Origin of the sequence: Mesorhizobium sp. M0848 (assembly GCF_040319805.1) — a bacterium.
Classification (GTDB): Bacteria; Pseudomonadota; Alphaproteobacteria; order Rhizobiales; family Rhizobiaceae; genus Mesorhizobium.
Map to the genome: position 1 here is coordinate 24,832 of NZ_JAMYOM010000003.1, position 21,815 is coordinate 46,646.

Annotated in this window: 19 protein-coding genes; 7 read left to right on the forward strand and 12 right to left on the reverse strand. The window is 58.5% G+C overall.

All coding sequences use genetic code 11. From position 1 onward, the window contains the following. Positions 1-37 precede the first annotated feature (37 nt). On the forward strand, positions 38-1,150 hold the full coding sequence (locus NKH95_RS03865) for a polysaccharide pyruvyl transferase family protein (RefSeq protein ID WP_352441348.1): 1,113 nt from the start codon (positions 38-40) through the stop codon (positions 1,148-1,150). Positions 1,151-1,332: 182 nt separating this feature from the next. Here NKH95_RS03865 and NKH95_RS03870 read toward each other — a convergent pair whose 3' ends face one another. The 9 genes from NKH95_RS03870 to NKH95_RS03910 all read right to left on the reverse strand — a co-directional run bounded on the left by NKH95_RS03870 (position 1,333) and on the right by NKH95_RS03910 (position 10,286). Continuing rightward, on the reverse strand, positions 1,333-2,244 hold the full coding sequence (locus tag NKH95_RS03870) for a class I SAM-dependent methyltransferase (RefSeq protein ID WP_352441347.1): 912 nt from the start codon (positions 2,242-2,244) through the stop codon (positions 1,333-1,335). Positions 2,245-2,437: 193 nt separating this feature from the next. Continuing rightward, entirely contained in the window at positions 2,438-3,580 is a 1,143-nt protein-coding gene (locus NKH95_RS03875) for an acyltransferase family protein (RefSeq protein ID WP_352441346.1), read from the reverse strand. Positions 3,581-3,636: 56 nt separating this feature from the next. After that, a complete protein-coding gene (locus NKH95_RS03880; RefSeq protein WP_352866467.1) occupies positions 3,637-5,148 on the reverse strand; it encodes a glucosyltransferase domain-containing protein in 1,512 nt (503 codons plus the stop codon). Further along, positions 5,142-5,522, reverse strand: coding sequence for a GtrA family protein (locus NKH95_RS03885; RefSeq protein WP_164748973.1), 381 nt, complete (start codon positions 5,520-5,522; stop codon positions 5,142-5,144). Before NKH95_RS03885 ends, NKH95_RS03880 begins: the two co-directional genes overlap by 7 nt. Beyond that, the gene (locus NKH95_RS03890; protein WP_352891104.1) at positions 5,512-6,462 is read right to left on the reverse strand and encodes a WxcM-like domain-containing protein; all 951 of its coding nucleotides are present in this window, start codon (positions 6,460-6,462) and stop codon (positions 5,512-5,514) included. The genes NKH95_RS03885 and NKH95_RS03890 overlap by 11 nt, the downstream gene beginning before the upstream one ends. Continuing rightward, a complete protein-coding gene (locus NKH95_RS03895; RefSeq protein ID WP_206517162.1) occupies positions 6,459-7,397 on the reverse strand; it encodes a glycosyltransferase family 2 protein in 939 nt (312 codons plus the stop codon). Before NKH95_RS03895 ends, NKH95_RS03890 begins: the two co-directional genes overlap by 4 nt. Further along, positions 7,394-8,494, reverse strand: coding sequence for a DegT/DnrJ/EryC1/StrS family aminotransferase (locus tag NKH95_RS03900; RefSeq protein ID WP_164748809.1), 1,101 nt, complete (start codon positions 8,492-8,494; stop codon positions 7,394-7,396). Before NKH95_RS03900 ends, NKH95_RS03895 begins: the two co-directional genes overlap by 4 nt. Before the next feature lie 156 nt (positions 8,495-8,650). Further along, positions 8,651-9,391 (reverse strand): ABC transporter ATP-binding protein, encoded by a 741-nt coding sequence (locus NKH95_RS03905; RefSeq protein ID WP_352441343.1) that lies wholly within the window; start codon positions 9,389-9,391, stop codon positions 8,651-8,653. Positions 9,392-9,398: 7 nt separating this feature from the next. Then, complete coding sequence (locus NKH95_RS03910) at positions 9,399-10,286, reverse strand: ABC transporter permease (protein ID WP_352891105.1); 888 nt, start codon at positions 10,284-10,286, stop codon at positions 9,399-9,401. A 310-nt stretch (positions 10,287-10,596) separates the two neighbouring features. On the opposite strand from NKH95_RS03910, the gene NKH95_RS03915 reads away from it, so the two are divergent. The 3 genes from NKH95_RS03915 (at position 10,597) to NKH95_RS03925 (ending at position 14,200) form a co-directional block, all read left to right on the forward strand. Next, positions 10,597-12,573: an SDR family NAD(P)-dependent oxidoreductase gene (locus NKH95_RS03915; RefSeq protein ID WP_352891106.1), complete on the forward strand. Its 1,977-nt coding sequence runs from the start codon at positions 10,597-10,599 to the stop codon at positions 12,571-12,573. A gap of 26 nt (positions 12,574-12,599) precedes the next feature. Continuing rightward, positions 12,600-13,535 carry a glycosyltransferase gene (locus NKH95_RS03920; protein WP_352891107.1) on the forward strand — a complete coding sequence of 312 codons (936 nt, stop codon included), beginning with the start codon at positions 12,600-12,602 and terminating at the stop codon, positions 13,533-13,535. Between the two features lie 122 nt (positions 13,536-13,657). Further along, the gene (locus NKH95_RS03925) at positions 13,658-14,200 is read left to right on the forward strand and encodes a sugar transferase (RefSeq protein WP_023808522.1); all 543 of its coding nucleotides are present in this window, start codon (positions 13,658-13,660) and stop codon (positions 14,198-14,200) included. A 12-nt stretch (positions 14,201-14,212) separates the two neighbouring features. Here the strand turns inward: NKH95_RS03925 and NKH95_RS03930 are convergent, their stop codons facing one another. After that, positions 14,213-15,148: an NAD-dependent epimerase/dehydratase family protein gene (locus tag NKH95_RS03930; RefSeq protein ID WP_352774640.1), complete on the reverse strand. Its 936-nt coding sequence runs from the start codon at positions 15,146-15,148 to the stop codon at positions 14,213-14,215. Continuing rightward, positions 15,145-16,458 (reverse strand): O-antigen ligase family protein, encoded by a 1,314-nt coding sequence (locus tag NKH95_RS03935; protein ID WP_352891108.1) that lies wholly within the window; start codon positions 16,456-16,458, stop codon positions 15,145-15,147. The genes NKH95_RS03930 and NKH95_RS03935 overlap by 4 nt, the downstream gene beginning before the upstream one ends. A 487-nt stretch (positions 16,459-16,945) precedes the next feature. Here NKH95_RS03935 and cysD point away from each other — a divergent pair, with 487 nt between their 5' ends. Genes cysD through cysQ form a run of 3 tightly spaced genes read left to right on the forward strand, consistent with a single transcriptional unit; the run spans position 16,946 to position 20,590 of the window. After that, positions 16,946-17,851, forward strand: a complete 906-nt coding sequence (gene cysD, locus NKH95_RS03940; protein WP_027035869.1) for a sulfate adenylyltransferase subunit CysD — start codon at positions 16,946-16,948, stop codon at positions 17,849-17,851. A 2-nt stretch (positions 17,852-17,853) separates the two neighbouring features. Continuing rightward, positions 17,854-19,791, forward strand: coding sequence for a sulfate adenylyltransferase subunit CysN (gene cysN, locus NKH95_RS03945; RefSeq protein ID WP_352891109.1), 1,938 nt, complete (start codon positions 17,854-17,856; stop codon positions 19,789-19,791). A 10-nt stretch (positions 19,792-19,801) separates the two neighbouring features. Next, positions 19,802-20,590, forward strand: a complete 789-nt coding sequence (gene cysQ, locus NKH95_RS03950) for a 3'(2'),5'-bisphosphate nucleotidase CysQ (RefSeq protein WP_023808517.1) — start codon at positions 19,802-19,804, stop codon at positions 20,588-20,590. A gap of 15 nt (positions 20,591-20,605) precedes the next feature. Here cysQ and NKH95_RS03955 read toward each other — a convergent pair whose 3' ends face one another. Beyond that, the gene (locus tag NKH95_RS03955) at positions 20,606-21,748 is read right to left on the reverse strand and encodes a DegT/DnrJ/EryC1/StrS family aminotransferase (RefSeq protein ID WP_023808516.1); all 1,143 of its coding nucleotides are present in this window, start codon (positions 21,746-21,748) and stop codon (positions 20,606-20,608) included. Between the last annotated feature and the right edge of the window lie 67 nt (positions 21,749-21,815).

Below are 21,815 nucleotides of genomic sequence, written 5' to 3' on the forward strand. Positions count from 1 at the left end.
GGGAATTAGATGTCTACAGAGCGTCGAGGAGACTTTAGTGAGAGTTCTTTTTCTGGGAGCGTCAATAGCTCCGCATCCCGACCCGCAGATTGCCTTTGAAAAGAAATTCGAAGTCATTGGATATAACACCGGAAATCTTCTGATAGGACAGTCTCTGTTCGAGGAACTTCGCTTTGAAGAATTCGGGCAGGGGTTGGGCTATTCCCCGCAAGAGGCAAACGAACGTTTCGACATCATAGCTATCTCAGCGGCAAATTTCATTTTCAAGAATTTTGATTTGTCCTATTTGGCTGACTTCATAGAACCGACCAAGCTGCCATGCGTGGTCGCCGGCCTCGGTGCGCAAGCACCCGCCATCGGCAACAAAGTCACCGATATTCCCGAGGGCAGTAAACGCTTTCTTCATATAATATCCGAACGCAGCAAGACCGTGGGCGTGCGAGGTCATTTTACGGCCGAGGTCATGAATGACTTTGGGATAAAAAACGTCAGCGAGGTAGGATGTCCCAGTCTGTTTCGCAAATTGCGTCGTGACCTGAAAATAAAGCGGCCGGGAACAGACGCCAGCCTGAGGGTTTCGGTGAACGGATCACGAAACGTATTTTTGCATTCGGCCAATCCCGAAGCTGCCCGGCGCGTTGAAGCTGATCTTTTGAAATTATCTATCGATAGAAAGTATCCCTACGTCCTGCAGAACGAAGAACCAGAAATGGCAATGCTCCGTTCTGGAGAGGGGAATAAAACCGATTTAGAGAACGCTCAGGCAATTATCAACCAGCTGAATATGGGCATGGACCCGTCGCTCTATGTAAAGCATATCAAAGAGAACGCAAAAATGTTCTTCGACCTGGCGGAATGGGATAGTTACATATCAAGGTTTGATTACACTGTCGGGACACGCTTCCACGGAAACCTGATCGCGTTGACCAACGGCGTTCCCGCGACCATAATTTCCCATGACTCAAGAACCACGGAGATGGCGGAACTTATGAGCATCCCGCACGTCCCTGTCGGTAAAGTGGGACAATTGGACGTCCGCGAGCTCGTGCAGGCTGGCGACTATGATGCCTTTCAGCGCAAGTACACCGTTCTATATGATCGTTTTGCCCAGTTCCTTTCGAACAATGGAGCCAACCACAGGCTGGAATAGCACCATGAAGTGGTACTTTTTCGCGATGCGAACCGATCCGCGCGAGCACGCCAAGTGCGCCGCCGTCTCGGTTAAACGCGATCTCCCGCTATCCCTGCCGCGAAGTAGAAAAGGTGTGCCCATTTGGGAGAGTTGCCCCAAAGTGCGGCGACCCACCTTCGTTGCTTGCCAAAGCCCAGTCGCTAAACGGAGGGCTGCATCAGCACCGACACTTGGAACGGGTCAATGATCGATCGATCATGTCCCACTATATCCCAACCGTCACCGCCCAAAAAGTCGATCTCGCAAGAGATGTCCCCATAGGTTTCGCCTTCGACGCCACCGTGAGGAAGATAAGCAAATCCGTTAAGGCGATGGTTCGACTGCATTTTCGCAGCGACCGAAGTCTTTCGAATCCCATCGATAAAAGGCCAGAATTCAATTGGTCGAATAGTGGCCACGAACAATCCACCAGGCTTGATGTGTTTGCGAACTGCCATAAGGCAGGCTTTCGCGCTCGAAGGCGCCAGATGTGTGAATACCGAGAATGCGAAGATCAGATCGAACTTCTGGTCGTCGACTGGTAGCACGGAAGGAATCCGCTCCGATTGAGCGAACATGCCAGGCAATCTTGCCTCTCTACACAAGCTGAGAGACTTATCCCAGGCGTCAATACCCCATATGGACGATGGATCGCTGTAGTAGTACATCATGCGCAAGATGCGTCCGTAGCCACATCCAAAGTCGAGAATATCAGAGCCCGCCAGCGGCTTTTTGGTATGTCGGGTATAATTGTTTTCAAGTTGTCGGGCGAACGACGCGGTTTGCCGGTACAGATCGAGACCGGATGCCCCGGTCCAGGTCTTCTGGACTTCGTCACTGGCCATCGCGGGCAGAAGACGTGACAAACTGGGATAATCCTTGTTCGGCAAGGAAATCATGAAGAGGCCGAAGTCGTCCAGGCTCATTCGGCGAAGAAAAACGAGAGCCTCTTCAGTTGTGCACCCGTTGGCCGCCTCGCGTTCGGCGGCATTCAAATGTGGGAAGGCTGTTGAGAACATGCTAATATTCTTGCTCTTTCTGGCGCTGCCTGGGAACACATAGCCGTCTAACATGCGACGGATTGCGGTCAACGAATTAATAGTCAAAGAAATCACCACAGAATACTAGCCCAGCTGGACTCGCTGATCCACGATCCAAATGGTTGGACTAACAATCTCGAATCGAGGGTTCTCCGTACCCTAAATGTAACACGCTGCCGCAGCCGGGCGATATCGGCGACGCCAAGGTTCGAAAGCGAAAAGGCCATTAAGCTGGCCAGACTCGACCGAAGCGAGATCGTAAGGCCATGCCGGGCCTTTCTATATACCGATAACTCAGCAAGGATAGTGGTATCAACATCGCAAGAGTTGCTACCACTGAGGCAAGGAACGGCAAGGATGCTCCATCGAAGGATGCGTAAACCGTCCGGTACAGGCCCACCCGATCCAGGATGACGATAACGACCGGATGCCAGAGGTAAATGCTGAAACTGGCGTTGCCGAGCAGCTTCGCAGCCGGATTCACGAACCATCTTTGCGGATACAGGGAAACTCCCACGACAGCGCTCGCCAACGTCACCGCCCAAGCGGTTTTGACGCCGGAACCGCCGCTTGACCCAAGTATCGTTCCGAAGAGTACGGCAATCTGGCTCGTGAAACAGATCAGGCCAACGATTGTCAGAAGACTGGCAGCAAAGACTATTCGGCCAATCTGGGGGGAAGTGCGACAAACCCCCAGCCAGACATAATATCCCGCTATCCCTGCAGCAAAATAGAACAGTTGAGCCACTAGAGAAAAGTGGCCAAAGAGCGCTAACGCGCCCCCCGTTCCTTGGAATGCCAACGCCCAGTTGGCCGCCAAGAATACTGCTACCGCAAGAAACACCACAGAACGAGCTAGACCGGTGATGGCAAACACCAGCAGCGGCAGGATGGCATAGAACGCCATCTCGACACCGATGGACCATGACGCCATGACGAATCCGGTCACGTGGTTCGGCACAAAGTTGAAGATGAACAGTGCTGAACTGAGGAATTGGGAAAGAGGGACTGTCGTCTTCCATACTATCCAGCAGAACGGTATGTAGAACAGCATTATGAAATAGAATAGAGGCGCGATGCGCAGCAAACGCCGAAGGTAAAATTCTCGCAATTCCTGCCGCGTCTCGATCCTGCCACTATACCCGACAAAGAGACCGAATGCGCTGACTATGTAAAACAGCGGCACTCCGTTGCCGAAATGCGTCGGCACGAACCATAGGTAGCCGGGGATCTGCAGTTTTGGCAGCGCAATCAGATGAACAAGGACAATCGACAACGCCGCGTAGCAACGCATTGCCAGAAGTCCCGGGAGCTCAATTCGCGAATGCGCATCCTTTACTACGAATCTCCTATCGATCTCGACGTTCATTCTGCCCTCGACTATCTTGCAGCGACCTTAATAATTCCCACACTGCTTCACGACGCTCAACGGCTAGCTGCTCCCTCAAGAGCTTGCTGATTTGAGGAGCTGGGCGTCTCACCGAGCCGTATCAGTACGATGTCGTCTTTGATTTCCACGCTACCGGGAGCCGGCCAAACAGGCATGGTCGAAAGATTGACGATCGTTTGAAGTACCTGTTCTTGGTTAGAACCACTCAAATTTGAATAGCCAAGCAATTTCATATAGTAGGCGATCCGCCAGGAATTACCCCCATTCCATTCGAAGAAAGAATAACCGACCGTCGAGTCGGAAGGCTTCGGATAGTTGGTCACAAATGGCTGCGCGCCAAACACACTTAAAGCATAACTGCGCTTTGCGTCAAAACCGGGCGTGGCCGACAGCCTGTCGTATATGGCTCCCGCCAAGAGAGTATCGTGCTTGTCGACCAGATAATTGGATGCTTGGCGATAGTTCTGAACGACCTGAATCTGGAAAAGCGCCACCGCCAGCAAGATGGCCGAGGCTGCGCGGATTCTGGAGTTTCTGCTCGTCACCGCGACATAGGCAAACAGCCATACGGCAATCGGCACCCCGATGAGGCTCCTGACAGGCATGCTGCCCGCGGCAAGGAAGTGAAAGCCGAAGGGAACAAGCAATGAAACGAAGGCAACTGCCGTCAACAGCAATTTCGTGCGGGGCAATTCCTTCAAGAGCGCCCAGCCGCCCAGGAGCAACAAGAGCGGGATTGCCCACAATGCAACGCCGTATGTGCGCTGGTCCAGGCCATAGATCCCGCCTATCGCCTCAATCACGCGCCCGACAACGGTGATAGGATGTTGAAGCAGAAAGTTTGGCTGGGAAAGCGAGTCGAAATACTCGTTTCTGCCGGGGGCGAACGATCTGAAAATGATGTCGCCGATGACATAGAACAATATTGCGCCGGCCAGCAGAATACCGATCCGAAGCAGGTCTTTCGGCAACGATACGCTGCTGCCGGACCGTGCTTGCAGAATTGAGATCGCAATGCCCAGGACCAGAATTGCCGGTGCGAAACTCTGATAGATCGAGATTGCGAAGGCGCCGACTCCCACAGCTCCGAGAAAGCGAGGGCTGAGTGGGGAAACCTCCTCCTTTCGGATCAGCCAAAGCGCTAGAGCGGTCGCGAACAGGCCGACGCCGATAGCGGCAATGTTCGAATAAAATTCGACGATAAAAAACCAGGTCGGGAAAGCACAGAAAATCGCAAAACATGCGTACTCAGCGATGGAGAGCTCTTGCTTGTTGATGACATCCATGACGAGGAGGTAGGCGGCCACGCAACCGGCGCCAAAGACGGCCGGAGCCAGGAAAGGCATGACCGGATGAGGAATAAGGAATCTCTCGATCAGATACGCGCCCCAGCGTCCCTGAAGAATCCAGATCGACGCGTCCGTTCTGAAGGCGGTTACTTCGTCATCGATTGACAGCGGAAAGGAAGCCAATTCGGAAAAATACATCGCGACGAAAATCGCAAAGAGATTAATGGCTGGTCGTATTGTGCTCGGTCGCGTCAGCATGATCTGCGGAGTATCCATCGAGAAATCACGAAGTTGAGGATGGTCGTGATGGCAAGGGTGACAAAGAAGGCTGCTGCAGCATTTTGCAGAACGCTTTCAAGCGTTTTGAGGGCTGCTAGGCCGAGCACGAACACGACCGCAATCGACGCCCCGATTGCCAGTCGATCGGCGATGCCCGTGCGGCCGCCGGGAAAGACGCGATCGGGATAGAACACCATTACGAACACAAGTCCTGTCAGCCAAGCGAGCGCGTAAGACAAACTTGAGGGCAGGACGACAAGGCCGGCAAAATAGACAAGGCTGGTCAGGGCGGTATTCAGTCCGCCGGCGACAAGAAACCGGACGGCGTCTCCGCCAATGCGATCAGCGGTCATCCTGCCTGACCGTATCCAGGAAATCCGCATAGTCCCTGATGTAATCGCCAGCATCATAGTTGTGCGAAGCCATGACCAGCAATGCTGTATCGGGTTGGAATTTATACTGAATTCCCCAAATGCCGGGCGGAATGTAGAGGCCGATCGAGGGTTCGGTCAACGAAACCTCTTTTCTCTCATGGCCGTCGTCAACGACAACGGACAGGCGGCCATGGGCCGCGATCAGGAATTGATGGCACTCGCGATGCGCATGCTCACCCCTGACCTTGTCGGAGGGAACGCCATAAACCAGAAAGGACCGGGCCGGCTTAAACGGTAGGTTTGCACCGAATTCGAGCGGGGCGAGTTCGCCTCGCAGATCGCTAAAATGCGGCAGCCGCCAGAGCTCGGTACCACCGACCCCAAGCGACATTTTCTCGCCCACTGCGCCGGGGAGGGTTTGCGTCAAGGCTGGCACGATCTTCGGGCCGGTCTGGTAGCCGACGATGACTGCGGGATTTCCGACCACGACGGCATTGGCAGGGACGCTCTTGGTCACCACGGCGCCGGCGCCGACCATCGCCTGGCGGCCGACGACTATGCCCGGCAGGATTGTGGCATTGGCGCCGATGGAAGCGCCGTCCTCGATCATGGTCAGCAGAAACGCCTCGGGATATTCCTTGGAGCGTGGGAAGCGATCATTGGTGAAGGTCGCATTCGGGCCGACAAACACACGATTGCCCAGGCGCACCCCGTCCCACAGTTGGACGCCGCTCTTGAGAGTCACGTCATCGCCGACGATCACGTCGTTCTCGATGAAGACGTGATCGCAGATGTTGCAGTTCGAGCCGAGCACGGCCCCAGGCAGCACGTGAGCGAAGGCCCAAATACGCGTTCCGTCGCCGACATGGGAGCTTTCGCAGATACCCCGTTCGTGCACGAAAAATGGCTTGGCGTTCATTTCGCTGTTCCGTCAACGACGCGGCTGATGATCCGAAGTGGGCGCGATTTGGTGTTTTCAACTGCCCGCCAGAGATAGCAACCAAGAATCCCTTGGACTAGAAGGCTGGCCGAACCGAAGCCCGTGATCAGCAGCACCAGTGTCGTATAGCCAGCGGGGTCTATATTGCCAAGCAGCCGTGCAATCACGGTAACGACTGCAAATAGGAGACTTAGCGCACAGCCGGCAAATCCTACCCAGAGGGTGAGCATTATCGGAAAATCAGAGAACGAGAAAATGCTGTCCATCATGTATCGGAACCGCCGTGCCATGCCCCAGGCGCTTGTTCCGTGCTTTCGTTCGCGCCGCCGATAAGGCACGAATTCCCGCCTGAAGCCGACCCAGAAAAGTTGTATGACAAGCGAGCTGTTCGGCTCCTCGATCGAGAGGATCGCTTCCAGAACCTGACGGTTGCAGGCGAAGATATCCACTCCGCCACTCGGCATGCTGGGCAGGACGAGCCTGCGGTAGGCCGACCAGAAAGCCCTCGACAGAAATTTGGTCAAGGGCGGATCGCTACGCCCGGTTCGCTGCCCAAACACGACGTCAGCCTCGTCCTTTTCCAGCTTCGAAAAGAATTCGACGATCAGTTCAGGCGGCTCCTGCAGGTCGGCGGCCATCGCAGCGACCTGGTCACCCGAAGCGTGTTCGAGCCCGGTTCGAATAGCAGTGAACGAACCAAAGTTCCGGCTATGGAAGATGATCTTGTAATCATAGCCCGAGCCTTTCAATTCCTTGATCAGCAGCGGGCCGGATTCGTCCGGCGACCCGTCGACGACGAAGACGAACTCGATGTCGCTATGATATCTGGAGTGGAAATCGGCGACTGCGCCCAGGAGGGAAGGGATGTTCGCCTGATTTCGATAGATCGGGAAAACGATCGAGCGTGTTGTCACATTGTCTCCCATTCGCGGAGGGCCAGGCAAACCCGCTCTACCTCGTCGTCCCTCATATCGGGATAGCAGGGGACCGAACAGAGACGGCTGACGCTGGCCCTCGAAACGGTGAGATTTTCGCTCCCCATCATCGGTAAGTCCGCCCAGCCGACTTGGTCGCAATCCAGCACAGGGTAGTGTATGTCAGTGTCGATGCCGCGCTCTTTCATGAACGCCCTGAAGGCGTCCCGGTCGTCGCAAAGCGCGACCGCGAGGTGCGCGACAGCGCCTTCGCCACCTTCCAGGAACTGGAATCGACGCCCGGCAACCGACTTGTACTGGTCTAGGATGCCACGCCGCTGCTGGTTGCGTCTATCCACATCGCCCAGCAAAACGTCCAGTATCGCGGCTTGAACTTCATCCATGCGGGAGTTGCGGCCGTTGGGCACGCCGACATGATATTTTGAACTCCAGCCATATTGTTGCAGTTGCCGTACATGCGCGGCGGTTGCCGTGTCGGAGGTAAGAACAGCGCCGCCGTCCCCCATGGCTCCGAGATTTTTGGTTGGGTAAAAGCTGAACGTGGAGATATCCCCCAGCGAGCCTGCAACGTCGCTTCCGATTCTCGCCCCGTGCGCCTGCGCGCAATCTTCCACGATTGGAATGTGCGAGAGGCCAGCCTGCTCAAGTCCGTCCCGGATGGCGCGGACATCAACGACGCCACCATAGAGGTGGGTGGCGACGATCGCAGCGGTGTCTGCGCTGGCTGCTTTCAGTACCGATTGAAGGGCTATGAGTTGGCTGGCTGGTTCGATATCGACGTAGTGCGGAACGAGATCATTCTGCCAGCAGGCACAACTGGCATAGCCCCCCGCATTGGCGGCGACGATCACCTCGCGCCCGTCGTAGCGCTTGGTCACTGCGGCCAATGCAAGTTCGAGCGCATCCGTCCCATTGGCCACGAGAACGCATTCCGAAACGCCTATGAATCTGGAAAAATTTGCCGCAAATCTTTTGCCGATAGCGCCATTGAGCCACCATCCCGAACGTAGCGTGTTCACTACCTCACTCTCGATTTCGACCTGGTAGCGCTGATACAGGCGCTTCAGATCATTCATGGGAACAGATTCTTGTCTCGTCATCGGTAACTCAACGGCTCGAGCGCAATTCATTTTAGTACGTCCGCAGGGCGCAACGCTGGCATACTCAACTACAGCAGGTGCGACGAATTGGGAATCTGAACTGCGAGCATATAGTATCCGGGAAGAGTACCTTTAAGACTTAGCTCGCGTTCCAGCCCTCTTTGCAGGTTTCGTCGTGAAGGCTTCGACCCTTCCGTTCTTAAGCGTCATTCTCTTCGTACATACGCTTTCGAGCAGGCTCTCATTGTGGGTCGCCAGGACGATGATGCCTGCCTTCTCTGCCAGTTCATCCATGCGTCGCTTGGCTTTTTCTTGAAATTGGGCGTCGCCGGCGCCGATCCACTCGTCCATCAGCAGAATTTCGGGGTCAAGGGCTGTAGCCGCTGAGAAAGCAAGGCGAGCGGCCATACCCTGGCTATAGGTTTTGAAGGGGACATCGATAAAGTCGCCAAGTTCGCTGAAGGCGATGATCTCCGGCATTTTTTCTTGGATCTCGGCCTCGGTCCACCCGCTGATCAAACCCCTCAGAACAATGTTTCGCCGCCCCGTCGCTTCGGGGCGAAATCCTATGTTGATGTTGAACAAAGCGTCGACTTTGCCTTCAATGGCTACTGTGCCGGCCGATGGCTGATAGATGCCGTACAACACCTTGAGCAGTGTCGTCTTGCCGGCCCCGTTTGGGCCGACCAAGCCCAAACGGTCGCCCGCTTTGAGTTCAAAGCTGACATCTTCCAGCGCCTGCACGACCTGCTTGCCGCCGGATCGTCCGATTTTGCCTCCAAGACCACCCAGGCGCCGGTCAGGCGCCGTAAGCGTCAATTTTTCGTAGAGGCGGTAGGCGAGGCTGACATTGTCCAGCTTGATGGAAATCATTTTGAGCTCAGATCAGGAAAACGACGCGCTTGCGATATCCGCCCAGCAGCAGCAACGCAACCGCCCAGAAAGCCAAGGAGATGTAGGCTGTCACAACAAAGGGATGGGTTGGGAATTCGCCGCTCGCGATTGGCGCACGCACCACTTCCAGGAAATATGTGAACGGATTCCAATGATAGGCATAGTTCTGTATACCGCCTTGCCCATGATAGGCCCAGAAGACTGGCGTAAGAAACGTGCCGACTCGCATGATGTTGCCGACGATGAACTGAGCATCGGGAAAGAATGCGCCCAGGAATGCGAAAACCATTACGATTGCAGGGGTCGCGAGCACAATCAGCAACAACCCCGGGATCGACAAAAGCCACTCAGCGCTGATTCCCAAACCGCTCAGCAGCAGGATGACGATGCAACCCGCGACCGAATAGCTCGCTCGGATGATACATTGCACCGTCAGCCGCATCACATACACGAAGAGTGGCAGCCTCGTACCTTGAATGAAACTGGCTTCGCGCGAGAACAGGGGCACGCTCAGGCTGATCATCTCCATAAGGTAGAACCAGACAACTAGGCCGATCGAGGCATAGGCCGTGTATCCGGCCGAATCCGTGTCCTTGGTCTTGAAAACGAAGATGAAAGTGCCGATGAATGCCAGATAATTGACCAGCATCCAAAGCGGGCCGAGCGTCGTGCGTCTGTGTTGGTCGCCGATGTCCTCATGGGCAAGCGCAATCCAGACCCGGTGTAACCTCATGGCCTTTGAGATGTCGTCAAAAGCGCCGTTTAGTGCCGAAATCATAGCTGGGAGTATCGCAATCCGTTGTTCTGGCGCATTATTCTTCGCTGGCCATAGCGAACCACCAAGCCCGTCTCTAATAGCCATTTCGATAGGCATATGGCAACGCATTGCGTCGTAACGCGGTGGGGAGCAGAGTCAACTGCGGCAAAACTGAACGCATGCTGTCTAGATTACTTTAGCTTTTGATAATGTTGACTTTGCGGCAATCGCCCGAGCAAGATCCATGTTCTCCACTGGACGCTTCTTGTCCGAAAAAAACTCTGGCTATGCCCTCGCCCCCGCAGTATGCGATACAGCACGGCGGGGGCCGGGGATGGCACTTGAGTAAGGTGATCGGTCGCGAAGTATCTTCGTGTCGCACCTCGCTGGTGTCGATACCCCTGAGCCTGGAGTCTAGTGCCGTCCAATGAATTCCCACCTCGAAGCTGTGTTCGGGCTCAGGCCACAGATGCGGCGCGCCTTCATCATGGTCCAGGACGTGGTCATGGTCCTGGTCGCCGTTGCGCTCAGCCTCGTGCTTTCGCGGTCTAATCTTTCGTTCGACGCGCTCTCCAAGGAGGGTCTGGCGACATGGGCGGGCATCGTCGTCATCAGCCATTTGCTGTTCCGCTACAGTGGCCTCTACACCACCGTCTGGCGCTTCGCCTCGACGCCGGACTTTTTCAACATCCTGAAGAGCTGCGCGATCTTGACGTTCACTCTTTACATGGCGTCGCTGCTGCTGCGGTTTTACCGGCCGGTCGCGGGGCTCAACGAGCGTCAGTTCATCGTCTTCTTCCTTGTCTCCTTCACCATCATCTCGGCACCCCGGCTGTTCTACCGCTTCCTGCGTGACGGCGCGAGCTGGGGGATTCTGAGCCGTAAGACCGACATCAGGCAGGCCAAGCGCGCTCTGTTCGTCGGCCGGCTCGACGAGGCCGACCTGATCATTCGCTTCACCCGCACGGCGCAACCGGCGGACTATTCCATCGCAGGCATCATGGCGACCGAGCGCGGCGCACCGTTGGGCACGCGGATTCAAGGTGTTCCCGTGGTGGCGGCCATGCCGCGCCTGATCGATGTCCTGGAGGACTATGCGACCGGCACCAAAAGCCTGGACTTGCTGATTTTCGGCAGCGGCGCCGAGCACGAAATCGAGGACTATTCGGAACTCGTGCGCATTGCCCGGCACGGCGACATAAATGTGGTGCAGTTCTCAGGCCTTTCGGAGTTGGAACAGCACGGAAAGCTGGTTCTCGACACCGTTGAGATGGAAACGATCCTGCGCCGTCCGGCGGTCGCGTCCGACATCCAGCGCATCGGCGCCTTTGTCAGCGGCAAACGCGTTCTGGTGACCGGCGGCGCCGGTTCTATCGGCCAGACGCTGGTCAAGCGGTCGCTGGAATTGGGAGCCGAGGCGGTGCTGGTCGCCGACAACTCCGAGTTCGGCATTTTCCAGTTGAGCCAGTATGTTGACGAGAAGGACCATGACCGGCTCAAGGTCCGCATCGTCGATGTCTCGGACCGGCGCCAGATAACGCGTGTCGTCACGGAATTCCGGCCGGACATCATCTTTCACGCCGCGGCGCTCAAGCATGTTCCGCTGCTCGAGGAGAACTGGGATTCAGCCATCCAGACCAACATTTTCGGAACGCTCGTCTGCGCCGAGGTTGCCGCCAAGTGCGGGGTTGCGCAATTTGTCCTGATATCGAGCGACAAGGCGGTGGATCCCTCATCAGTGCTCGGCATGACGAAGCGGGCCGCCGAACAGATCATCAGCGCCTTGCATGGCCAGACGGGCGGGCGTGACCCGGCCACCAAGTTCATTGCAGTGCGGTTCGGCAATGTCTTCGGCAGCAATGGTTCGGTGGCGACCATATTCCAGGCGCAAATCGAGGCTGGGGGGCCCGTCACCATCACCGACCGGCGCATGACGCGCTATTTCATGACCGTGGCCGAAGCCGTCGATCTCGTCATCATGTCGGCGGCCGATGCCGCGTCGCGGCAGAGCGGACACGATTATGCCGTCTATATGCTCGACATGGGCAAGCCGGTGCCGATCCTTGAAGTGGCCGAAACGATGATCCGCTTGTCCGGAAAGAGCCCATACAAGGACATCGCGATCCGGTTCACCGGCATCAGGCCGGGCGAAAAACTTCACGAAACGCTGCATGGCGAAGACGAGGAACTCGTCGAACTCGGCATCTCGAAGGTTTTCGGCCTCAGCACGGACGTCGTGGAATGGTCGGATGTCCAGGTCGCGCTCTCGGCCCTGCAGCAGTCGACGAAAAACCAGGACAAGGCTGCCGCGCTCGCCGCATTGGCAGGTCTCGACCGCGCCAAGAAGGCCAGGGCAAGTGCACGTCAAGATGCGATTCCGAAAACAGCCGGGCAGGCGACCTAATCAGAAAGCAGAAAGCGATCTTGCTGGTGAGCAAAGAAGATCTGCGCGTCGTGGTCCTGATGGGCACGAAAGACGGTGCCGCCTTCATCGACGAGCAGTTGCGATCCCTCTTCGCGCAGTCGCGTCTTCTGGTCGACCTGTGGGTATCCGATGACGGCTCCGTCGACGGCACGACCGCCATCATCGAGACATGGAAATCCCGCTGGCGGCCCAAGGGTCGGATGACGCTCGTAGAGGGGCCGCGGCAAGGCTTCGCCGCGAATTTCCGCTCCATGATCGTCGATCGACGCATCGAGGCGGACTGCTATGCCTTCTGCGACCAGGACGATATCTGGGAGCCCGACAGGCTGGAGAGCGCTATCAGCTGGATGCGGACCCAGGATGCGAAAACCCCGCTGATGTTTTGTTCGCGAACCGCAACCATGACGGAAACAGGAAGCCTTGTCGGCCATTCGCCGCTGTTTGCCCGGCCGCCAACCTTTCGCAACGCGCTTGTGCAAAGCATCGCCGGCGGCAACACCATCCTGCTCAACGCGGCGGCACGCGACCTGCTGGCCAGGGCCTCCACGCGGACCGGGTTCGTCAGCCACGACTGGTGGGCCTATCTCATCGTGACCGCCGCCGGCGGCATCGTCCGCTACGATCCGCGGCCGCTGGTGCGCTACCGGCAGCACGCGGCGAACCTGGTCGGCGCCAACGTGTCCTGGAAAGCAAGGTTCTCCCGGCTTGGCCGCCTGTTCAAGGGGGAATTCGCCGGCTGGACAGACCTTAACCTCGACGGTCTCGCCCTCAATCGCGACCTCCTGACCGAGGACGCGACGGCGTGCCTCGACCTTTTCACCCGCGGGCGCAACGGCGGTCTTTTCCGGCGTTTGGCGGGCTTGCGCCAAAGCGGCGTCTATAGGCAGACAGTTTCCGGAAACCTAGGGCTCTATCTCGCTTTCGTCCTGGGGCGCATCTGAACATTGGCACGAGTGCGTGGCACGCTTGGCCAAAAGATCGGCTCATGCTACGTCGACCGGATTGACGGCATTTGCCTGCGGCGTTGCCTCGGGACTTCGGCAGGGAGCACTATCGGCCGTTCATGAAGGCAGCCAAGCAAATCTTCGATATTGCCGGTGCGGCTCTGCTGCTGGTGGCCACATCTCCTGTCTTGGCGCTCACCGTCCTTGCCGTTCGGGCATCGTCGCCGGGCCCGGCTATTTTTTCACAGGTGCGGGTCGGCCGTGACGGTCGGCTTTTTCGCTGCCACAAGTTGCGCACGATGTATGTCGGGACGCCGTCACTGCCCTCGCATGAGGCGCCGGTGGATTCCGTGACATCGGTCGGGAAGGTCTTACGGAAGTTCAAGCTCGACGAGCTGCCACAATTCTGGAACGTCCTGAAGGGCGAAATGAGCCTGGTCGGGCCGCGCCCCTGCCTGCCGACCCAAACGGAGTTGATCGAGTGTCGCAGGCGGCTGGGGGTTTTGGCGGCGCTGCCGGGCATAACCGGCCTGGCCCAGATCAGGGGCATCGACATGTCGAACCCGGAGCTTTTGGCCGAAACGGATGCTGCCTACCTCCGCACTGCGTCGTTCTGGCTCGATTTTCGGATCCTGTTTGGAACGCTCTACCGAAGCGGATAGGTCACCAGGGAGTCAGGATCTACCGAGCCGCGCCAGCTCGGCCAGCCGCTCGACCGTGCGAGCTTCAGGCGTCCACCCCTGCGATACCAGCAGGGCGGGGTCGCATATCTGTGTCGCAGTCAGGCTGTCCCAGAACGCCCGCCTGCCGAGCGCGGCCACGACCGGCCGTATCAGGCCGGCCGGCACAGCCATCAGACGCACAGGCCGCCCCAAACCTCTGCGAAAGGCGACGATAACGGTCTCGACGGTGACCGGCGGCACATCGGCGCCGACGTAGATCGGGCGAAGCGGTCCGGAATGGCTGAGCAGGTGCGACACTGCTCGCACCGCGGCCTCGGAAGACATCAGCGAGCGGATTCCGGTCAAGGCACCCGTCGGCAGCGGCAGCGGCGTATCGGCAAGGCGCATCAGCGTTGCCAGATTTCCCCTCATGCCGCTTCCATAAACCGGAGGCAGGCGCAACACGGCGGCGTCCGAGCGGCCGTGTAACGCGTAGGCGTCCAAAACCTTGATCTCGCCTTCGCGCTTCGAGCGTCCATAGGCGCATTGTGGGGCAGGAAGCGTGTCCTCGTCGATCGTTGCGCTGACGTGCGCGCCGATCACCGCTCGGATCGAGGAGAGATGGATGAAGCGTCCGCTGGCCTGTGCCGCCGCTGCATGCGCCAGCCGCGCGCTCAATTCCACATTGACTGCCCTGTAATCGGCTTCGGTTGCATTTCCCTGATCATTGTTGAGGCCGGCGCAATGGACGACGTCAGTCATATCCCGGGTCAGTTCCAGGAAGGCGGCGGCCGGCGCGTCGAAACCGGGCATCGGCACAGTCTCGTTTTCCGAACCCAGCCTCTCGGGATGGCGGGAGGCGAGGCGAAGCTCGGCACCGGCTTCGCGAAGGTGGCGCACGACAAGACGCCCGATGAAACCTGTCGCTCCCGTGACCAGAACCTTCATGGTCTTGCCCGAAACTCTTTGCTGACTACTCGCTCTTCCATCACTGGCGCAGGTGCCTGCTCTTCCAACAACGGAACCTGACGGCCGGAGGCGAGATATGTTCCACTCACCAGGAAGACCATCAGCACCGAGTCCAGAATGTCATGGCCGATCAGGATGCCTGTCATTCCGGCCGTCAGATAGGTGATCACCACGACGACAATCATGGTCGCGCCGAACCGCTCGCTCGGATCGCTGCTGTTTCGCAAGACCCGGACGGCATTTCCAGCGGCAACGATAAAGATCGCCGCCAGCGTCACGGCGCCCAGAATTCCCGCTTGCACCAAGGCGGTCAGGAAGCCGTTGTGAAAATGGTTGAAGCCTGTGTCCATCGCGAACTGCTCATGAAAGCCCTGCTTGATCAGAAGCTGGGTTGCACCCACACCGTGCCCGAACAGTGGCATGTCATGGAATGCTTTGAGTCCGATCTCCCAAAGCGCAACACGTATTCCCAGCGAGGTGTCGTAGTTGCCGCTGGCTCCAAGCGCACCCCAATCGGAGCGCAAAAAGTCGACCCGCCCGGATATCGCCTGGAAGCTGGAAGCGGCGATCACGACGCCGACCGCCGCCAGCAGCAGCAGCAGGCGAACGGCATTCCTGCCTCTGAGCCTGTGCCGGTTGATCAGCATGACGGCGATACCGGTGATCAGCAGTGCCAGCCAGACGATACGCGAGCCGGAATAGATGACGGCGATCGTCCCGGCCAGTGCCGCGTAGAAGAGGGGTGTCCGGGCTTGCTCAATACCGGACAAGGCGCCAGCCACACACATGACCACGGCAAGGCAGACGACGGTTGCGAAGACGATCGGATTTCCAGCTCCTCCCTCGGCCCTGACGCCAATCCAATATTGCTGGATGACGGCTATGAGCAGCGCGACAAAGCAGGCGGCCATGCTGGAAAGCACGATGATGCGGGCAAGCGTGGTTTTCTGCGTGATGCTCCAGGTCGAATAGGACACGGGGAAAAACAGGAAGGTCACCAGCGGGATAAGATGCGGCGCATCCCGGGCGAACGAATTGTTGACGATGGAAGCCAGGAGATTGGAGGCGCAGTAGGCATAGATCGCGACCGTCATCCAGATCATGGGCCGGTCGGCGTTGAAGCGCCTTTTCCGTAAAGCAATCAGCAGGACTGACGAAAGGCCTCCGCCATTGAATACAAAGCTGACCACCGATCCCAGAACCGGTGGAAAAAAGAAGCAAAGGATGGAGAAGTAGTTGTTGATCCGCGAAGGCGTGAATTGCTGTCTCAGGGATGAAAGCCGGGTCAATTTTCGGGCTCGCTGTCTTCGGCAAGTTTCTTGCGGCGGATCTGTTTAGCGAAGTTGAATGCGCTCGCCTCGAAATTGCCCATGCCTCATGATGCACTTGCCTGCTTCCCGAGGCTGGTATAGCGGCTGCCCCCCATTTTCGATAGTGTATAGGGCAGATTGCCACCGAAAATCGGCGGCAGGCGCGGGCCGACCAGAGGAAGTCCCTTGAAAGCCGCAACTGGTCCATTCAAGCAATATTTTCCCCGCGTTTTCTGGGCCGTTGAGCTTGCGGGCAGGAATTTCCGGGTTTGCCGGCATCTGTGGAAAATTCATTCTCGAACCATGTGCGGCCGGGCCAGTCTTGCATTGTTCTTGACAATGGCGATCTGCTAGAACGCCGGCACGAGAAAGATTGTCCGGAAACAAGGCTCGAACCGGGCGCGAAGAGCTCGGTGATTTGAGGCAAGGTCTTCTGTTGGAAGATACGAAAGAACGCCCACGGCCCATGACAACAGCGCTTACGCATCTTCAGCGGCTTGAAGCCGAGTCCATCCATATATTCCGTGAGGTTGCGGCCGCTTTTGCCAAGCCGGTCATGCTCTATTCGGTCGGCAAGGATTCATCCGTGTTGATGCATCTGGCGATGAAGGCGTTTTATCCCGCCAAGCCGCCGTTCCCCTTTCTTCACGTCGACACGACGTGGAAGTTCCGCGAGATGATCGCCTTTCGCGATCAGATGGCGCAGAAACTCGGCTTCGATCTCCTGGTTCATGTCAACGAAGACGGCGTGCGCGACAACATCAATCCGTTCGACCATGGTTCGAACACCCACACCCATGTCATGAAGACCGTGGCGCTGCGCCAGGCGCTCGACAAATACGGTTTCGATGCGGCCTTTGGCGGCGCTCGTCGCGACGAGGAGAAATCGCGCGCCAAGGAGCGCATCTTTTCCTTCCGCAACGCCCAGCATGTGTGGGATCCGAAGAACCAGCGCCCCGAAATGTGGAAGATATTCAACACCCGCATCGCATCGGGTGAATCGATCCGCGTCTTTCCGCTGTCGAACTGGACCGAACTCGATATCTGGCAGTACATCCTGCAGGAAAGTATCCCGATCGTGCCGCTCTATTTCGCCAAGGAACGGCCGGTGGTGGAACGCGACGGCATGCTGATCCTGCGGGACGACGAGCGCATGAAACTGCGCCCCGGCGAGACAGTGGAGAACAGGCTGGTGCGGTTCCGCACGCTGGGTTGCTATCCGCTGACCGGCGCCATCGAATCGGACGCCGACACGCTGGAAGCCATCGTCGGTGAAATGCTGACGGCACGCACGTCCGAACGGCAGGGCCGCCTGATCGACCGCGATGAAGCCGGCTCGATGGAAAAGAAGAAGCGCGAGGGGTACTTTTGACCATGCGCCACATCATGGCAAAGAGCCTCGCTCCCACCGACGGCGTTCGCGACTATCTGGCTGCGCAGGAGAAGAAATCGCTGCTGCGCTTCCTGACCTGCGGCTCGGTCGATGACGGCAAGTCGACGCTGATCGGGCGCCTGCTGTCCGACACCAAGCAGATTTTCGAGGATCAACTCGCCGCGCTCGAACGCGATTCGCGCAAGCATGGCACGACGGGCGACGACATCGATTTCGCGCTGCTGGTCGACGGTCTGGAGGCCGAGCGCGAGCAAGGCATCACCATCGACGTCGCTTACCGCTTCTTCGCCACACCGAAACGCAAATTCATCGTTGCCGACACACCTGGCCACGAGCAATACACCCGCAACATGGCCACCGGCGCTTCGACCGCCGACCTGGCGATCGTGCTGATCGATGCCCGGCAGGGGGTGCTTCGCCAGACAAGGCGGCATTCGATCATCGCCTCGCTGCTCGGCATCCGCCACGTCGTGCTGGCCGTCAACAAGATCGATCTTGTCGATTTCGATCAGGCGGTTTTCGACCGGATCGTCGAAGACTACGGGCAATTCTCGCGCGATCTCGGCTTCCAGACCATTGTGCCGATCCCAATGTCGGCCCGTTATGGCGACAATGTCAGCCGCCGGTCGGAAAACATGGAATGGTATTCCGGCCCGACGCTGATCGAGCATCTCGAAACCGTGTCGGTCGACGAAGCGATGGTCGAACTGCCGTTCCGTTTCCCGGTCCAGTATGTCAATCGTCCCAATCTCGACTTTCGCGGCTTTGCCGGCACGGTCGCCTCCGGCTCGGTTGCGCCCGGCGACGAGGTCGTTGTCGCCAAGTCCGGCAAATCCTCGCGCGTCAAGCGGATCGTCTCGTATGGCGGCGATCTCGCCCAGGCGGCCGCCGGCCAGGCCGTCACGCTCGTCCTCGATGACGAAGTCGAAATCTCGCGCGGCAACATGCTGGTTTCGCCTGCCGCACGGCCGCAAGTCGCCGACCAGTTCGCCGCCAACATCGTCTGGTTCGACGAGCATGCGTTGCTACCAGGCCGCTCTTACATCCTGCGCACCGAGACCGACCAGACCAGCGCCACCGTCACCGACCTAAAATATCGGATCAACGTCAATGACTTTGCCCATGAAGCGGCCAAGTCGCTCGAAATGAACGAAGTCGGCATCTGCAACATCTCGACGCGGACGCCGATCGCCTTCGATCCCTTCGCCGAAAACCGCACCACCGGCGCCTTCATCCTGATCGACCGCATCTCCAACGCCACGGTCGGCGCCGGCATGATCCTGCACTCGTTGCGCCGTGCCGAAAACATTCATTGGCAGTCGCTCGATGTCGGCAAGCGCGTGCGCGCCGACATGAAGAACCAGCGGCCCGCCGTGTTCTGGTTCACTGGGCTGTCGGGATCCGGCAAGTCGACCATCGCCAACCTGTTCGAAAAGAAGCTGTTCGCTACCGGCCGCCATACCTATATCCTGGACGGCGACAACGTCCGTCACGGTCTCAACCGCGATCTTGGTTTCACCGACGCTGATCGCGTCGAAAACATCCGCCGCGTCGCCGAAGTGGCGCGTTTGATGGCCGATGCCGGGTTGGTCGTCATCGTGTCGTTCATTTCGCCGTTCAGCGCCGAACGGCGCATGGCGCGCGAATTGATGGCCGATGGCGAGTTCATCGAGGTGTTTGTCGATACGCCGTTCGAGGAATGCGCCAGGCGTGATCCCAAGGGCCTCTATGCGCGCGCACTGAATGGCGAGATCAAGAACTTCACCGGCGTCGATTCCCCTTATGAAGCGCCGGAAACCCCGGAGATCCATCTGCGGACACTCGGCAAGTCGGCCGAAGAGATGGTCGACGCCCTGGAACACTGGCTGAACGAGCGCGACATTGCCGAAGACCAATACGATAGCGGCGGCGGCATCTGACGACAGGCTGATGCTCGAAATCTTCGAGCGCCTGGCCTTGTCGGCCGGGCGCGAGGTGATGCGCGTATTCCACGCCGGCTGTGCGGTTGACCGCAAGTCCGACGCCTCGCCGGTGACCGAGGCGGACCGCGAGAGCGAAAAGATCATTCTCGCCGGACTGCGTGCCGCATTTCCCGATATCCCCTGCGTGGCCGAGGAAGAAGCTTCCGCCGGGATCGTGCCGCCCGACCTGGACGGGGCTTTTTTTCTGATCGATCCGCTCGATGGGACCAAGGAGTTCGTTAACCGCCGCACCGATTTCACCGTCAACATAGCGCTGGTTCGCGATGGCGTGCCGGAAGTCGGCGTCGTCTTTGCGCCCTGTACGGGGCGCTTCTTTTCCGGCCAGCCGGGCAGGGCGGAATCACTCGAAATCGATGGCGATTACCAGGTCGTCGGCCGCCGGTCGATCGCGGCGAGAACGGCCGCGACGCCGCTGGCCGTCGTCGCCAGTCGGTCTCACAACACACCGGAAACCGAGGCCTATATTCGCGACCTGGGTGCCGCCGAAATCGTTTCGGTCGGTTCGTCCTTGAAATTCTGCCTTCTCGCCAGTGCCGAGGCCGATGTCTATCCGCGCTTCGGCCGCACCATGGAATGGGACACAGCGGCGGGCGACGCCATCCTGCGCGCCGCCGGCGGCATGACGCGCACGCTCGATGGCCAGCCTCTGGTTTATGGCAAGCGCAGGCAAAGCGACGACGAGGATTTTGCCAATCCGCATTTCATTGCCAGCGGCAGGGCTGCGGGCCCCGGCTGAGAAAGGCTCGGCAGCTTACTCCGCTGCGGCCTGCGCTGAATTCGAGCCGATATAGTTGCGGATCGTCTCGATGATTTGGTCCTGGTCGGCTTCGCTGAGATAGGGGTGCATCGGCAGGCAGAGGATACGCTTCGGCAGGTCTTCCGAAACGGCCAGGCCGGTCGGCGTGCGCGGGTAGTCGCGATAGGCGACCTGGGCATGCAGCGGCTTCACATAGTAGATGACCGACGGAATGCCCTTATCGCCGAGATGCGCCTTCAGCCCGTCGCGCTTGGGTGTCTCGATGGCGTACTGCGCCCAGGCCGAACGGCTGCCGTCCAGATTGCGGGCCGCGGTGACGATGTCGCCAAGCCCGTCGGCATAGCGCTTTGCCACCACCTGGCGCGCAACCATCTCGTCTTCGAGGATGGCCAGCTTCTCGATCAGGATCGCCGCCTGTATCGTGTCGAGCCGCGAATTGATGCCGACGCGGACATTGTCATATTGCGTTTCGCCCTTGCCGTGGAAGGCGAAGGATCTGAGCTGCTCGGCCAGCGCATCATCATTGGTGAACATCGCGCCGCCATCGCCGTAGCAGCCAAGCGGCTTGGCCGGATAGAAGCTGGTCGATCCGACATGGCCGAAAGCACCGCACATCTTGCCGTCGAGCGAACCGCCCATCGACTGGGCGGCATCCTCGATCACCATCAGCCCTTCGCGGTTGGCGATCGCCATGATCGCCTCGTAGTCGGCGGCAAGGCCGAACAGATCGACGGGAATGATTGCCTTCGGCTTCAGCCGGCCTTGCTTCTTGATCATGGCGATGGCCGCTTCGAGGCTGGCAATGTCGATGTTGTAGCTATGCGGGTCGACATCGACGAACACCGGCTCGGCCTTGGCCAGCGCCACCACTTCGGCGGTGGCGGCGAAAGTGAAGCTCGGCACGAACACCGCGTCACCCGGGCCGATGCCGGCCGCAAACAGCGGCAACAGCAGCGCGTCGGTGCCGTTGGCGCAGGCCACGACATGCTTGGTGCCGATATAGGCGGCAAGCTTATTCTCGAATTCGGTGACTTGCGGGCCAAGAATATAACGGCCTTCGTCGACGACACGGTCGATCGCGGCCTTCAGCCGGTCGCGGATTCGTTCGCGCTGCGCGCCAAGATCGATGAACTGCATGTCGGCCTCAAAACGGGTTAGCCAGATAATCGGCCGCTGGTACCAGAGTTGCGCTTGCCGAGAAAGC